The organism is Chitinophaga sp. W2I13 (assembly GCF_050434005.1).
Taxonomy (GTDB): domain Bacteria; phylum Bacteroidota; class Bacteroidia; order Chitinophagales; family Chitinophagaceae; genus Chitinophaga.
In genome coordinates, this window is the sequence record NZ_JBNPWD010000001.1 from 6,744,290 (window position 1) to 6,759,618 (window position 15,329).

The following is a 15,329-nucleotide window of genomic DNA, read 5'->3' on the forward strand; positions in this document are numbered from 1 at the left end:
ATGCAAAAGATACTGGTTGTTGAAGACGAAGTTAAAGTAGCCAATGCCGTTAAGAAAGGACTGGAGGAAAACGGTTTTGATGTGGATGTGGCCTACGACGGCCGTATGGGTAAAGGATTAGCTACCAGTAACGATTACGACCTGGTGATCCTGGACCTGAACCTGCCGCACAACAACGGCTATGAGCTGTGTGAAGTGATCCGTCACAAAAACAACCGCGTTCCCGTGATCATGCTCACCGCACTCGGTGGCGTGGAAGACAAAATGCAGGCTTTTGAGCTGGGCGCCGACGATTACCTGGTAAAGCCCTTCGACTTCCGCGAACTGCTGGCGCGCATCCGGGTATTCCTGAAAAGAGCCGGCTCCGATGCCACGCATGGCACCCAGTACAAAATCACGATCGCCGACCTCGAAATAGACCGCGAGAAAAAAGATGTAACCCGTGGCGGTAAAAAGATTGCCCTCACCGCCAAAGAATACCAGCTGCTGGAATTCCTGGCCATGCACAAAGGCAAGGTTATCTCCAAAATCACTATCGCTGAAAAAGTATGGGATATCGACTTCGATACCGGTACCAACGTGATTGAAGTGTATATGAACTTCCTCCGCAAAAAAATAGACAAGGATTTTGATCAGAAACTCCTGCATACAAAAACAGGTATGGGTTATTATCTTTCTGAAGAATAACACACCGGTTGAAAATCAAATATAAAATAGCGCTTTATTATACCCTGTCGGCTACGCTGATGCTCGTTGCATTTGCCGTGCTGGCCTATTATTTCTCTGCCAAGTCGCGGAAGGCGGAATACCTGGAACGGCTGGAATACCGCGCCCGCTCCATTGCCAACGTGATCATTGAAGATGGCAACGTAAAGGTGGACCTGCTGCGGAAGCTGGACCGGACCACCTTCCAGGATCTTTATAAAGAAACCATACTCGTATACAATCCTAATTACGACCTGCTGTACAGCAACCTGAAAGATACTACCATCCGCACACATCCCAGTTTACTCGATTATATCAAGGAAAATAAACTGTACAGCTACGACAAAGGCGTTGGCGAAGTAGTGGGCGTGTATTATACAGAAGGCAACGTATCTGTCATCGTCATTGTATCTTCCTTTGATAAATACGGTTTTCAAAACCTCCAGAACCTCAGTCAGATCCTGCTGCTGGAGCTGATTACCGCCGTGATAGTACTGGTGGGTGTAGGTTACTTTTTTGCGCGTAAAATGGTACAGCCTATCGATCAGCTGGTACAGCAGGTAGATAGTATCAATGCCAACAACATGCAGGATACACAGGTAGCCGTGAAAGGAAAAGATGAAATAGCCAAGCTGGGCGCCAACTTCAACACTATGCTGCAACGTCTCAGCGAGTCGTTTCACCTGCAAAAAAGCTTTGTGAGCAATGCTTCCCATGAGCTGCGTACTCCCCTGGCGGCTATTATCAGCCAGTTACAGGTGGCATTATCCAAAGACCGGAGCAAAGAAGAATACCTGGCACTACTTACTTCTGTGCTGGAAGATGCAGAAAACCTCTCCGATCTTTCCAACGGCCTGTTGCAACTGGCACAGTCGGAAATGCGGCAGCAGGAGTTTGTATTGACGAATGTAAGGATAGATGAGTTACTGATGGAGATGACCACCCTGATCCGGCTGAAACAAAAAACTTCCAGTAAAGTAGAGATCCATTTCATAAAGGTACCTGATAATGATTTGCTCGTGACCTGCTATGGAAACGAGAGCCTGTTGAAGGTGCTTTTCCTGAACCTGATCGATAATGCGTGTAAATTTTCAGAAAATAATACTGCGCATGTGTCGATAGATTTTTTCACGAAAAATATTCTTATACAGATAAAAGATTCCGGCATTGGTATTCCACCGGACGATATTAACAAAATATTTGAACCCTTTTACCGTGGGCAAAATGTGCTTCAAATCCGCGGCCATGGCCTGGGTTTATCTATCTGTAAGAAAATTGTGCAGATCCATGGCGGGCATATTACCGTTACCTCCAATCCTGAAGGAGGCACTACATTCTCCGTGGTCCTCCCACACGTATAAATTTCTTTTAATTTTTTTTTAATCTTCCTTAAAGGCCGCTTTAATTCCCCTTTGTGAGCTTTGTGCCATGAAATCTGGCATTATGCGAACTATCAGGATGCTGTTCTTAACAGCGTGTATTTACTGCCTGGGCTTTATTCAACATGCACAGGCGCAAATCACTTCTCAACCTGTAACACTGCAGGCAGTTGAAGATTCATTTCTTACAAAAAACTATTTATTACTGGCGCAACGCTACCAGGTAGACGCCTCCAAAGCGCTGATACGGCAGGCGAAGATGTGGGACAATCCTTCCTTCAGCACTGTACTGGGTTTCGGCAGCACTAATAACTTTAAACCGTTTAATGTGGGCGCCGGCGGCGAAACACAATATAACCTTGATCAGCTCATTCAGCTGGCAGGCAAACGGAATAAAACTATACAACTGGCCGCAGCAGCCGCCAAAATGAGCGAGGCCAACTTCGATGAACTGGTGCGTACCCTCCGCTTACAACTCCGGGAAAACTTCTACAATGTATACTACCAGCAACAGATTGAAACCGTGTTAAAAGAACAGCTGGATAACCTGCAGAAAATTGTAGATGCATATGTAACAGCTGATAAAAAAGGAAGCGTGGCCCATGCGGATCTCGTCAGGCTGCAGGCATTACAGGTAGGCATTGAAAACGACTTCGCCGATCTGAAACAACAGGAATTGGAATCACAGAAAAACCTACAACAGTTGTTACATACCAGCGTTTTTTATGAGGCCCGGCTGCAACCCGCAGACCTGGCTTCATATAACCTGGATAAGATCCAGCTGCAATCATTACTCGACAGCGTAGCGCAGAACAGGCCGGATGTACGGATGGCTGACGTGCAGTTCCAGACCGCACAGCTCAACTACCGCCTCCAGAAATCAATGGCAGTGCCGGACCTTCATGTAGGCGCCACTTACGATAAGCAAGGCAGTTACACGCCTAATTTCGTTGGCCTGACACTGGGAATTGATTTACCCACCTGGAACCGCAACCAGGGAAATATCCGTGCCGCACAACTTCAAATCGGCGCAGAACAGCAACAGCTGCTGCAACAACAATCCATCGCACAATCAGAAGTGTTGAATGCTTATCAGCGCATATTAGCATTGGAAAAGCGTTACAAAGGATTTGACCTGCATCAGTTCCAGGGAGAATTTGATACCCTGATTGCTGAAGTAGCCAAGAATTTCAGCAAAGGAAATATCTCCCTTCTTCAGTTCATCGATTACTTCAACAGTTACAGCGATAACGCGAAAAATATCAACAAGTTTTTATCCAACCGGGTAAATGCCTACGAAGAACTCAACTATGCAACAGGACAAGAATTATTTAAAAATTAAGCGCATGAAACAGCCTTTCCTTTTTATTGGCTTTTCGCTGCTGGCAACTATTCTGTGGAGTGGTTGTAAACACAGCCAGGCAGAAGATCAGGAGAAAACCACCTTCGTTCTCAGCGATACCATGCTGAAAAATATACGTATCGATACGGCACACCTGCAGCCGGTGGTGAACGAAGTTCGTTTATCCGGTAAGGTTACCCCTAATGGCGGTAAGGTATTGAAAGTATACCCACTGGTGAGCGGGTATGTGGAAGATATCAAAGTACAGCTGGGCGACTATGTACAGAAAGGCCAGGTACTGGCCGTAATACACAGTGCTGAAATTGCTGATTACGAAAAGCAGCTGGCCCAGGCAAAGTCTGACCGCAATGTGGCGGACAAAAACCTCAAAGTAGCCCAGGACCTGTTCGACAGCCGTTTGAACACAGATAAAGACGTAGTAAACGCCAAGGGAGAAGTACAAAAATCTGATGCGGAAATTAACCGGCTCAACGATCTGTTTACCATATACCGCAAAGGCAAAGGCGCTACCTACCTGGTAACCGCTCCTATTTCCGGTTATATTATTGAGAAGAATATCAATAATAACATGGAGATACGTACCGATAACAGTTCCAACATTTTTACCATCTCTGAACTGGATGATGTGTGGGTGATGGCCAATGTTTTTGAAACAGACATTGCGCGTATCAAAGAAGGCTATGAAGCAGACGTGGTAACGGTAAGTTACCCTGATGAGCCCTTCCACGGCAAAATCGATAAGATCTACAATTTCCTGGACCCTGCCACCAAAACCATGCAGGTACGGATCAGCATCGATAACAAAAACATGCTGCTGAAGCCGGAAATGTTTGCTACCGTATACGTGAAGTACCAGGATAACGACCAAAAGATAGCCGTCCCTTCTGCCGCCGTCATCTTTGATAACAGCAAAAATTATGTGCTGGTATTTAAAGACAAATTTAATATAGCCGTACGCGAGGTAGAAGTGGCTAAAACATCCGGCGATATTACTTATATCTCCTCCGGCCTGGCCGCAGAAGAGAAAGTGATTTCCAAAAATCAATTGCTCATCTACGATGCACTTAAAGATTAAGCGGGCCATGAAGCAGCTGTTCTCCATAGGAATACTGGCACTGGGCAGTACCCGCCTGCTGGCACAGGAAAAGAAGACGGATAGCATTATCCCCTACACTTTCCATTTTCAGCAAACACTGGTAACGCAATGGCATCCTGATTTCTCCGCGAAGTACTCAGGCGCCAACAGTTTCCGTACTCATGAAAAAGGGGCTACATCTATTACCAGTACTGTTTATGCCGGTATCCGCCCGTGGAAGAACTTTGAATTATATGTGAACCCGGAACTCGCTGGTGGTGAAGGTCTCAGCCATGCCACCGGCATCGCGGGTTTTCCGAACGGAGAAACCTTTCGCGTGGGCGATCCCAAACCGAAAATTTACCTGGCCCGGGCTTATGGCGTGTATACATTACCGTTAACGTCTGACACTGAAGCGGATGGTGATGACCTGAACCATGTAGGCAGCGCTACGCCTACCCATTATCTCCGTTTCATTGGCGGTAAATACTGCCTCGCGGATTTCTTTGATCAGAATACGTACAGCCACGATCCCCGCACCCAGTTTATGAACTGGTCGCTGATGAGCAATGCAGCATGGGACTACCCAGCAGATGTACGCGGCTATACCATGGCGCTGACCATTCAGTACCGGAAGGATAACTGGCTGTTACAGGCAGCTACTTCCCTGGAGCCGGAAGAAGCCAACGGACCGAAATTGAACTACCAATACGGTAAATCCAACGGTGAGGTAATAGAAGTAACGCATACGCATACACTGAATAAGCATGAAGGGAATGTCCGGTTAATGGCTTTTATTAACCAGGCTCCTATGGGCAATTATAACGAAGCGGTGAGTGCCGCAAAAGATACGCCGGACGTCAGTTCCGTAAGAAGGGACGGACATACTAAATACGGTTTTGGTATCAATATAGACCAGGAACTTACCAACAGCGGCGGCGCTTTCCTGAAAGCATCGTGGAATGATGGCCGCAATGAAACCTGGGCTTATACCGAAATAGACCGCTCTGTTAGCGCCGGATGGCTGCAAAACGGCCAGTGCTGGCACCGCAACCAGGACAACGCCGGTGTGGCGCTGGTGGTGAACGGATTATCAGAAGAGCACCGCAATTACCTTGCTGCCGGTGGCACCGGATTCATGATCGGCGACGGCCAGTTGAACTATGCACCGGAAATGATTGCCGAAGTTTTCTATCAATGTAACATTACCAGGCTACATATAGCCCTAAGCCCTGATTACCAGTTTGTGATGCACCCTGCCTACAACAGGGACCGCGGACCGGTAAATATCATCGGATTAAGGACCAGAGTGGCATTCTAAAGAACAGGAGTTATGAATAAATTCATTAGAAATATTGTCGCTTTTTCGCTGAGGAACAAACTGTTTGTCTTTATCAGCGTAGCTACTTTGATCGCAGCAGGCGTGTTTTCCTTTTTGCATACGCCCATTGAAGCCTTCCCCGATGTTACCAACACACAGATTGTGATTGTAACCAAGTGGAATGGCCGCAGCGCGCAGGAAGTGGAACGTTTTGTAACGCTGCCCATAGAAGTATCCATGAATGCGGTGCAGAAGAAAACCAGCGTGCGCTCTGTTACCATGTTCGGATTATCTGTAGTGAAGATCATGTTCGACGATGACGTGGAAGATTTCTTTGCGCGGCAGCAGGTCAACAACATGCTGCAGAGTATCAGTTTGCCGGAGGGCGCCGAACCCGAAGTACAGCCTCCCTACGGTCCTACCGGTGAAATATTCCGGTACTACCTGAAAAGCAGCAAACGCGATTCCCGCGACCTGCTCACCTGGCAGAACTGGGTGATAGACCGGCAGATCCGGAGCGTGCCCGGTGTAGCCGATGTAGTTGCCTTCGGCGGGCAGGAAAAGATCTACGAGATCTCCGCTGACCCGGTACGATTGGCCAAATACGATATTACACCGCTGGAATTATACCAGGCCGTGACCAAAAGTAATGTGAACGTAGGCGGTGATGTGATTGAAAAGAACGGGCAGGCATACGTGGTACGTGGCATCGGGCTGCTGAACAGCATCCCCGATATCAACAACATCATTGTTCAGAATATCAACGGCGTGCCTTTGCTGGTAAAAGACCTCGCAAATGTACATGAAGCCTCTGCCCCGCGCGTGGGCCAGGTGGGCATAGGCAGCAACGACGACCTGGTGGAAGGCATTGTGGTGATGCGCAAAGGTGAAAACCCCACAGAAGTACTCGCCCGCCTCAAAGAGAAGCTGAAGGAGCTGAATGAAACCATTTTGCCGGATGATATCAAGATGGAAACGTTCTATGACCGCGATAACCTCATGGAGTTCTGTACCCACACCGTGATGCACAACCTCGCGGAAGGGATCATTTTTGTAACGGTGATCGTATTCCTGTTCATGGCCGACTGGCGCACTACCGTGATTGTATCCATCATTATTCCGCTGGCACTGCTGTTTGCCTTTATGTGCCTGCGCATGAAAGGCATGAGCGCCAACCTGCTGTCGATGGGGGCGATTGACTTCGGTATTATCATAGACGGCGCCGTGGTGATGGTGGAAGGCATCTTTGTGATGCTGGACCATAAAGCCCACAAATACGGCATGGAGCGGTTCAACAAAATGGCGAAGCTGGGCTGGATCAAGCAAACCGGTGGAGAACTGGCCAAAGCCATCTTCTTCTCTAAACTCATTATCATCATCTCCCTGATCCCCATATTTTCTTTCCAGAAAGTAGAAGGTAAAATGTTTTCGCCACTGGCCTGGACGCTGGGATTTGCGTTACTGGGCGCACTGCTCTTTACCTTAACACTGGTGCCGGTACTGTGTTCCATCTTGCTCAACAAAAATGTGAAAGAGAAGAATAATCCACTGGTGAACTTCTTTGACCGTTTTGTAATGAGAGGGTTTGGATGGACCTACCGGAATAAACGCCTGAGCATTACGCTGGCACTGGCCTTCATGGTACTTACGTTTATTTCCGCCAAATTCCTGGGAACAGAGTTCCTTCCGCAGCTGAATGAAGGCTCCCTGTGGGTAACCACGGAGTTGCCCATGAGCATGTCGCTCACGGAAAGCACTAAAATGGCGCATGATATCCGGCAGGACCTCGGCGGTTTCCCCGAAGTAAAAAGGGTATTATCGCAGGTAGGCCGCTCCAACGATGGTACAGATCCCAACGGTTTTTACTTTATACAATACCAGGTAGACCTGGCGCCGAAGGAAGAATGGAAACGGAAGATCACGCAGGACGAGCTGATTTCCCAGATGGAACAACGGCTGAAGAAATACCCGGGTATCATCCTCAACTTCTCGCAACCAATCAGCGACAACGTTTCTGAAGCAGTAGCCGGGTTCAAGGCTGCCAATGGCGTAAAGATTTTCGGCGACGACCTCGTGAAGCTGGAATCACTGTCGCAACAGGTAGTGGCGCAATTGAAAACGGTGCAGGGTATTAAAGATCTTGGCGTGATCCGGAATATTGGTCAGCCTGAAATGAGCATCAATCTCGACGACAACAAAATGGCCCAGTATGGTGTAGCCACCGGGGATGCCCAGGCAGTTATTGAAATGGCCATTGGCGGTAAAACGGCTACCCAGCTGTATGAAGGCGAGAAAAAATTCGATATCCGTATCCGTTATGATGAAAACTATCGTAAAACGGAAGATGACCTGGCCAACCTGATGGTGCCTACTATCAACAACAATAAAATACCGCTGAAAGAAATCGCTGAGATCAAAACCATTACGGGACCGGCTTTCATTTACCGCGACAGTAACAAACGTTTTATCGGCGTGAAATTTTCTGTCCGTGACCGCGACCTCGGCAGCACTATTGCGGAAGCGCAGGCGAAGATCAACCGGGTAGTGAAATTGCCGAAAGGTTACAGCATTGGCTGGACGGGTGAATTTGAAAACCAGGTGCGGGCTACGCAACGACTGGGACAGGTAGTGCCTATCAGTATCATTGCCATCTTTATGGTGTTGTTTATTATGCTGGGCAGTGTAAAGGATGCGGGACTGGTGTTAATGAACGTGCCGTTTGCGTTGATAGGCGGTATCCTGGCATTGCATGTTACCAATATGAACTTTGGTATCTCTGCGGGGGTAGGTTTTATTGCATTGTTTGGTATTTGTATTCAGAATGGGGTGATTCTCATTTCTGTATTTCATAAGAACCTTGAAGCGAAATTATCGCTGAATGAATCGATCAAATTAGGTGTGCAGAGCCGCATACGGCCGGTGGTAATGACCGCCATGATGGCCGCCATCGGTTTGATTCCGGCGGCCATATCACATGGTATCGGGTCTGAAACACAGAAGCCGCTGGCGATCGTGGTAATTGGCGGGCTTATTACCGCAACGGTATTAACCCTGCTGGTGTTCCCGATCATTTTCTATGGCGCCTATAAAAATAAGAAAGATCAGATGTGAGGATGAAATTGCGTATAGTCCTTTCATTTAGTTTGGTATAACGTGGTGGACTATACGCTTATACTTTTAGTTCGCATATAGGTTGATAGAATGGTCATAAAAAAGAAAAGGCCGGAGTGATCCGGCCGATTCAATTTTATGGTCAACTACTCCGCCCTGCCGAGAAGAAACAACGCGGGGCGGATTTTTTATTCTACTTTTCTTCGCCGGGATTTATTGAACATAAGTCCTTTTTCCACTCCCTTTCGCAGTTCTGCCTGTTGTTCCGGCGGTAATGCATGGGTGGTTTGGCAGGATTCACTGCAGCAGCCATCATATTTTTTCGCGCAGGATTCGCACTGGATAAACAGGAGGTGGCAGCCATCGTTAAGGCAGTTGGTATGTGTATCGCAGGGCGCTCCGCACTGGTGGCAATGACTGATAATATCGTCGCTGATGCGTTCCCCAAGCCGGTCGTCGAATACAAAATTTTTACCTTTGAACTTAATGGGAAGTCCCTGCTGCCGGGCTTTGTTGGTGTATTCGATGATACCTCCTTCCAGGTGAAATACGTTTTTAAAACCATTATGCAGCATGTAAGCCGATGCTTTTTCACAACGGATTCCACCAGTGCAGTACATGATGATATTCTTATCTTTTTTATCTGCAAGCATATCCACCGCCATCGGCAGCTGATCGCGGAAAGTATCTGAAGGTACTTCTATGGCGCCTTCAAAATGACCTACTTCATATTCGTAATGGTTTCTCATGTCCACGATCACGGTATCCGGGTCGGCAGTAAGTTCATTGAAGGTGCTGGCATCCACGTAACGGCCACGGTTGGCCATATCGAAGGTGGGGTCCTCGATTCCGTCGGCCACAATTTTGTCGCGGACCTTGATTTTCAATACAAAAAAGGATTTGCCATCATCGTCCACGGCAATATTCAGCCGGATGCCATGTAGAAAGTCGATCGAGTACAACTGTTGCTTAAATGCCTCAAAGTGATGCTCAGGAACGCTCACCTGGGCATTAATGCCTTCATGGGCTACATAAATGCGTCCGAAAGTACCGAGTTGGAAAAGGGATTCGTACAACTGATCACGGAATGCCTGTGGATCGGGGATTTTTGCGTACTGGTAGAAAGAAACGGTCACGCGTTTAAACGTTTCATTGGCCAGCCGGACCTTCAGTTCGGCGGCAGATACTCTATTGTGTAATGCCATAATTGCTTGAAATTTTAAGGACGCCTGCGTCGCGAACAAAACTCCAATCAACTCTCTTTAATCGTAAAAGAACAATTGATTTAGGGGGCAAAGGTAGCAAAATCCATTGAATATCAGGAATGAGAAGGGTCTGATTTCTTCGCCCACTGGTACAGGACGTGTAAGGAAAACCAGGCTATTGCGCTGATAATGAAGATATAACCGACAAAGCCGGGGGTTCTCAGTTCTGCTGCGCCGGCCAGGTCATTTGTTTCCGTAATGTAGGCGGCTGCGGCCAGGATAATTCCCGACAACAGCGCAATGAGGGCGATCTTTCTCATACCGGTAATTCAAAGGATGACGGTTCATTTTGGCACCAACGTGTGAGTAAAATGTGCACAGCGCTTGTCCAAATATACTTACCTTACTAACGAATTAGGGCCACCAAAGGTTCACCGGAGATCTAAAAAATATTTATTTTTTTCTAACTATTTGATAATTATTGTATATAACTTTGCAGATAAGTTACAACCCCGATTGGCACCCTTTTTGAAAATTGATTAAGAGACGCAATATTGTTTAACCCGAAAATGTTATTTTATGAGTATTTACATTACCTACTTTATTTATGCAGTTGTTGGTATCTGGATCTACAGGTTACTGGCATATTTCTTTGATGAAAAGAAAGAGATAAAGAGCAGGAAGAAATTTTAGAACCGGTTTGTGAATGATGAGATACGGGGATTTTGTTACCTGGCAAGCAACAACAGGTGGTAACAGGTCCCCGGAATCACTGTCAGTTCTTAGTTCTTAAACTTCACCATATTCCCCAGGATACCTCCAAAACCAACCCGGACGCCTATACGGGTATCTTCTTTACTCTGATAACCCGCTACTACATCTACCCTGATCATCTTCAGAATATTTTCAATACCTCCAAAAACTTCTACATAGTTATTATCACTGTTTACATAAAATGCGTTGGCGCCAGCTACCAGGTTCCATTTCAGGCGGTTGAACAATGGAATTTTATTGGTGAGTAATCCATTGAAATGGTGTTCTACATTAGCGGTAGCATAAAACGGGGCGGTAGTACTGTACTGGTAATACGGCGCCAGCTGGAAGCTGTTCAGGTATTTCATGTTATAGAAAGTCTGGTTGCCATTGAAGTGCTGGTAATCGGGTATTTGTACGTTCCGGTCGTTCAGGAACCCGCCGGCGCCGATACGGTAGCGGAATTCCCCCAACAACTTGAAGTTCATGTTGTCCTGAACGGAGAAACTCCATTTGTCGAAATCAACAATACTGTTTGCCACATTGGGTATCCCTTTGCTGTAGCCTACTTTGAACGTGGGGTATTTGGAGCCAAAAGGGATTTTCCGGTCGGGCAATTCCACAAACTGTTGACCGGGTTGGAAGGTAAAATCCACATCCAGTATTAACGCCTGGTGCTTTTCAAAGGGCACATTGGCCAGCTCATAGGGATGGTTGGGCGTAAACTGCTTACGGTCGTTTTTAAAGATTACAAAGTCGGTGGTATTTTCTACCGGGTTCCTGCTTTCATAAGTAGCGGCGAACGATAACTGGTCATTTGTCTGGAACGTACGCGCGTAGCGCAGTTTGCCAAACCAGTTTTCATAGAGCTTCATATAGTTTTCCTTCAGGAACAGGGTATAAAACTCATTGGCGATATTATCGATGGGATTGTCCTGGTTAAACTGGGAGATGCGCTTCCCTCCTGCCAGTGACCAGTCGTTGCGGCCATAACGCTTCTGTACTTTACTCCTGTTACTGAAATAAATTTGCGTATAGGCATTGAAGTGAGTATTGCTTAATCCGTACCGAAAGAAAGGTGTAATCCGCAGGCTGCTTTCTTCTCCTGTATAGATGTTCAGCTCAGGCTCCACTGCAATAACCAACCCTTCCACGGTATTATACTTCAGTGATTTCAGCAGTCCTTTTACACCGAGGGAATGATATTGTATGGAGCTGTCGCGGCGGAAATAGTACTTATGTTTTACACCGTTCCAGAGCACATCCGTTACTTTTACCGGTTTCTGTTTCCGTTGCAGGGAATCGAGGTGATAGCGGGAAAAGGAGGAGTCGCGCGCTGCTTTGGCGATGCTGTCTTTTTCGTGATAATCCTTCACCTCAGCGGTTTCCAGCGGAACCGGCCGGATGCTGTCCCAATAAGTATGTCCTTGTTTATCAAAGGCAGAATCATATTTGAGGAAGGTGTTATCAAAAAACTTCGGCGGGAATTGAGGATGTACATTATAATCGGAGTATACATTGACGAAGCTGCCACCCATGCGGAAACCAAACTTATTAAATGAGATGTGCATTACCTGGTCTTTTACGCGCCAGATGTCGGCGGTAACGGGTACGTGGGTTTGGCGGATCTCCAGCGTGTCCATCAGTTCCAGCTGGTATTCACCGGTAAGGATCAGGTCTGTGCTGTGAATGCGCCAGTCGTCATCTGTAATGAAGATATATCCTGAAAACAGTGGTTCCTGTTTACGGCGGGGAATCACCTGTATTTTATTAACCGTTTTGCCTTCTTCCGTGAAGGTGCCTTCCAGCCGGTATTTATAGTAGGCGAGTGCATTTTCTGCAATGGGAGAAATATAACCCCTGGGGCCCATTTGTGTGATAACGGCGGAAACATTGTTATCATAGAAGCTGATGATGGCAGGGAAGCTTAAGCCAAAGCCGCCGCCACTTTTGCGGGAGGAAATGACTTCCAGTTTTATTTTATCCGGCTGCCTTGCAGATATTTTAGTTACTGACTCCGACAGGAATATCATGCCTTTCCCGGTGCTGTCGACTCCCATGTCGTTCTTATCTATTTTCTGTCCCATGAATTTCCCTGGAACAGTTTTCATCCCGATAGTCCCTTTGATATAAGACATGCAGGTATATTCTTTTACCTGCTCCTGGTAGAAATGCCGTTTCTTAATGGCCTGCCGGATGATGGCATAGGCAGGATCTTCTCCGTTGGCTTTCACTACTACTTCTTTTATCTGCATGTTAACGGGCTGCAAATGAAAGTCGAGCACCTGCGTTGGGGCGTTTACGTTAAGCGGCAGTTCCGTTCTTTTAAAGCCGATATACTGGCATACTACCGTATATTGACCTGCCGGGAGGTCAAGCTGGTATTGACCGGCAGCATTGGTCGTGGTGCCGGTGGTAGTTCCTTTTATGAATACGGTAGCAAATGGAAGCGGCTGATCCTTATCATCCGTCACGCGGCCTTTCACCACAATAGCCTGGCAGTAGCTGGAAATGAAAATGCAAAACAGGGCAGACAGATAGTTCTTCATATCCCAAATGTAACGGCGAACAGCTTACAGGTTATTTGCACAAGCTGTTTTATCAGAATTTTAACACCCTGGATAAGTAATCAGGCGGGCTTTTTCGCCGCACGGACAAACGCAGCAGAGCTGGCAGCAAAGCCGGCTACGAGTCCCCCGATAAAGGAACTGACCATGCCCATTAGCGGTGCGCTCCGCACCTTCAATATCATTTCACTCATGCGGTTGGCGAGCAGGTGATCATTTCTTACATCCATATAAAAAGCCAGGATCATCCATAACACAAATACGCCCATGAAGGCGCTGAAGAATGATTTACCCGGTGACAAAGGCATGAGCAGCGTTACCAGGAAAGCCACGAGCGCTACGCTCCACCAGGGCAGCACCATACCTGCTACATAAGACAGGAGAAGGATCAGGAGAAAATGGGCAAAGGATTTCATGATTCTAATATAAGGAGAATAATGCGGATTGTGCGAATTTTGTCTTACTCAGGATTACGCTGATTATACTGATTTTACTTTTTGGATTTTTTGGATTTTTATGATTTTCTTTTAAGAAAAAGACCAAAACGATAAAATCGCTTTGGTCTCTCTTAAATCTTTATAATCTTGATAAAATCCAAAAAGTAAAATCAGTATAATCAGCGTAATCCTGAGTAAGACAACATCCGTTACAGGGCACTCGCTGTCAATGCCTGCTCTATGTCTTCCACGATATCCTTAATGTTTTCCAGTCCTACGGAAATCCGTATCAGTCCTGGCGTTATACCGGCAATAGCGCGTTCTTCTTCAGAGAGTTTTGCGTGGGTGGTGCTGGCAGGATGCGAAGCAATACTGCGGCTGTCGCCCAGGTTAGCGGTGAGTGAAAGGAGCTGTAAGGCATCCAGGAAACGAACGCCCTGTTGCAGGCCGCCTTTCAGTTCAAAGCATACAATACCACCGCCGCCATTCATTTGTTTTTTGGCAATGTTGTATTGCGGGTGACTAGTCAGCAAAGGATATTTCACTGACAGCAGGTGCGGGTTGTTTTCCAGGCGCTCGGCGAGTTTCAAGGCACTGGCCGAATGACGTTCCATTCTTACATAGAGGGTTTCCAGGCTTTTGCTGAGCACCCATGCGTTGAATGGCGACATGGCCGGGCCGGTACTTCTGCAAAAAGTATGGATTTCCTTGATCAGTTCCGCCTTTCCTACTACTACTCCGCCGAGTACACGTCCTTGTCCGTCGATCCATTTGGTAGCCGAATGGGTAACCAGGTGGGCGCCGTATTCAATAGGGCGTTGCAATACAGGCGTTGCAAAGCAGTTGTCGACGTTTAAAATGATATTATGCTTATTGGCGATGCCGGCCAGCAGTTCCAGGTCTATGATCTCAAGACCGGGATTAGACGGCGTTTCCACAAAGATCATCCGGGTATTGGGCTTTATCATGGCTTCAATACCGGCGGGATCGGTCATATCAAAATAGGAAGTTTCAATGCCCCATTTTGGCAGGAACTTCGTGATCACGGTGTGGGTGGAGCCGAAGATAGAGCGGGCAGACAACAGGTGGTCGCCGGTTTTGAGCAGGGCCATGAAGCTGGCAAAAATTGCGCTCATACCGGAGGCCGTAGCATAGCCGGCTTCTCCTCCTTCAAGGGCGCACATCTTCTGTACAAATTCGTCTACATTGGGATTGCTGAAACGGCTATAGATATTGAAGTCTGTTTCATCCGCGAAAGTAGCACGCATTTCTTCTGCGTTATCAAAACAAAAACTGGAGGTCAGGAACATGGGTACAGAATGCTCCATCTGGTCCGTTTTAGGCGTCTGCATTCTTACCGCATTGGTATCCGGTTGGTATTGATTTTTTTCTTTGCTCATGGATATGGTAGTT

At 47.0% G+C, this 15,329-nt stretch carries 11 protein-coding genes; 6 read left to right on the top strand and 5 right to left on the bottom strand.

Annotation, left to right across the window (positions count from 1 at the left end; genetic code table 11):
• From QFZ48_RS27675 to QFZ48_RS27700, 6 genes are all read left to right on the top strand, one after another.
• The gene (locus tag QFZ48_RS27675) at window positions 1-687 is read left to right on the top strand and encodes a response regulator (RefSeq protein WP_370910391.1); all 687 of its coding nucleotides are present in this window, start codon (window positions 1-3) and stop codon (window positions 685-687) included.
• A gap of 8 nt (window positions 688-695) precedes the next feature.
• Window positions 696-2,066 (top strand): HAMP domain-containing sensor histidine kinase, encoded by a 1,371-nt coding sequence (locus QFZ48_RS27680; RefSeq protein ID WP_429047781.1) that lies wholly within the window; start codon window positions 696-698, stop codon window positions 2,064-2,066.
• Between the two features lie 82 nt (window positions 2,067-2,148).
• Window positions 2,149-3,426: a TolC family protein gene (locus QFZ48_RS27685; protein ID WP_429047779.1), complete on the top strand. Its 1,278-nt coding sequence runs from the start codon at window positions 2,149-2,151 to the stop codon at window positions 3,424-3,426.
• Between the two features lie 4 nt (window positions 3,427-3,430).
• Window positions 3,431-4,522 carry an efflux RND transporter periplasmic adaptor subunit gene (locus tag QFZ48_RS27690; RefSeq protein ID WP_429047777.1) on the top strand — a complete coding sequence of 364 codons (1,092 nt, stop codon included), beginning with the start codon at window positions 3,431-3,433 and terminating at the stop codon, window positions 4,520-4,522.
• A 7-nt stretch (window positions 4,523-4,529) separates the two neighbouring features.
• Window positions 4,530-5,843 carry a carbohydrate porin gene (locus tag QFZ48_RS27695; protein ID WP_429047775.1) on the top strand — a complete coding sequence of 438 codons (1,314 nt, stop codon included), beginning with the start codon at window positions 4,530-4,532 and terminating at the stop codon, window positions 5,841-5,843.
• Between the two features lie 12 nt (window positions 5,844-5,855).
• Window positions 5,856-8,954 carry an efflux RND transporter permease subunit gene (locus QFZ48_RS27700; protein ID WP_429064732.1) on the top strand — a complete coding sequence of 1,033 codons (3,099 nt, stop codon included), beginning with the start codon at window positions 5,856-5,858 and terminating at the stop codon, window positions 8,952-8,954.
• A gap of 188 nt (window positions 8,955-9,142) precedes the next feature.
• Here the strand turns inward: QFZ48_RS27700 and QFZ48_RS27705 are convergent, their stop codons facing one another.
• The 5 genes from QFZ48_RS27705 to QFZ48_RS27725 all read right to left on the bottom strand — a co-directional run bounded on the left by QFZ48_RS27705 (window position 9,143) and on the right by QFZ48_RS27725 (window position 15,316).
• Complete coding sequence (locus QFZ48_RS27705; RefSeq protein WP_370910385.1) at window positions 9,143-10,159, bottom strand: rhodanese-related sulfurtransferase; 1,017 nt, start codon at window positions 10,157-10,159, stop codon at window positions 9,143-9,145.
• 113 nt (window positions 10,160-10,272) lie between these two features.
• The gene (locus QFZ48_RS27710) at window positions 10,273-10,479 is read right to left on the bottom strand and encodes a hypothetical protein (protein WP_429064733.1); all 207 of its coding nucleotides are present in this window, start codon (window positions 10,477-10,479) and stop codon (window positions 10,273-10,275) included.
• A gap of 462 nt (window positions 10,480-10,941) precedes the next feature.
• Window positions 10,942-13,461, bottom strand: a complete 2,520-nt coding sequence (locus QFZ48_RS27715) for a DUF5686 and carboxypeptidase regulatory-like domain-containing protein (RefSeq protein WP_429064734.1) — start codon at window positions 13,459-13,461, stop codon at window positions 10,942-10,944.
• 80 nt (window positions 13,462-13,541) lie between these two features.
• On the bottom strand, window positions 13,542-13,895 hold the full coding sequence (locus QFZ48_RS27720) for a hypothetical protein (protein WP_429047765.1): 354 nt from the start codon (window positions 13,893-13,895) through the stop codon (window positions 13,542-13,544).
• Between the two features lie 230 nt (window positions 13,896-14,125).
• The gene (locus QFZ48_RS27725; protein WP_429047764.1) at window positions 14,126-15,316 is read right to left on the bottom strand and encodes an O-succinylhomoserine sulfhydrylase; all 1,191 of its coding nucleotides are present in this window, start codon (window positions 15,314-15,316) and stop codon (window positions 14,126-14,128) included.
• Between the last annotated feature and the right edge of the window lie 13 nt (window positions 15,317-15,329).

What these genes read in the sequence shown, in the direction of transcription:
- QFZ48_RS27725 (WP_429047764.1), bottom strand. Translation starts at nt 15,316, where the DNA reads ATGAGCAAAGAAAAAAATCAATACCAACCGGATACCAATGCGGTAAGA.
- QFZ48_RS27720 (WP_429047765.1), bottom strand. Translation starts at nt 13,895, where the DNA reads ATGAAATCCTTTGCCCATTTTCTCCTGATCCTTCTCCTGTCTTATGTA.
- QFZ48_RS27695 (WP_429047775.1), top strand. Translation starts at nt 4,530, where the DNA reads ATGAAGCAGCTGTTCTCCATAGGAATACTGGCACTGGGCAGTACCCGC.
- QFZ48_RS27675 (WP_370910391.1), top strand. Translation starts at nt 1, where the DNA reads ATGCAAAAGATACTGGTTGTTGAAGACGAAGTTAAAGTAGCCAATGCC.
- QFZ48_RS27685 (WP_429047779.1), top strand. Translation starts at nt 2,149, where the DNA reads ATGCGAACTATCAGGATGCTGTTCTTAACAGCGTGTATTTACTGCCTG.
- QFZ48_RS27715 (WP_429064734.1), bottom strand. Translation starts at nt 13,461, where the DNA reads ATGAAGAACTATCTGTCTGCCCTGTTTTGCATTTTCATTTCCAGCTAC.
- QFZ48_RS27710 (WP_429064733.1), bottom strand. Translation starts at nt 10,479, where the DNA reads ATGAGAAAGATCGCCCTCATTGCGCTGTTGTCGGGAATTATCCTGGCC.
- QFZ48_RS27705 (WP_370910385.1), bottom strand. Translation starts at nt 10,159, where the DNA reads ATGGCATTACACAATAGAGTATCTGCCGCCGAACTGAAGGTCCGGCTG.
- QFZ48_RS27690 (WP_429047777.1), top strand. Translation starts at nt 3,431, where the DNA reads ATGAAACAGCCTTTCCTTTTTATTGGCTTTTCGCTGCTGGCAACTATT.
- QFZ48_RS27700 (WP_429064732.1), top strand. Translation starts at nt 5,856, where the DNA reads ATGAATAAATTCATTAGAAATATTGTCGCTTTTTCGCTGAGGAACAAA.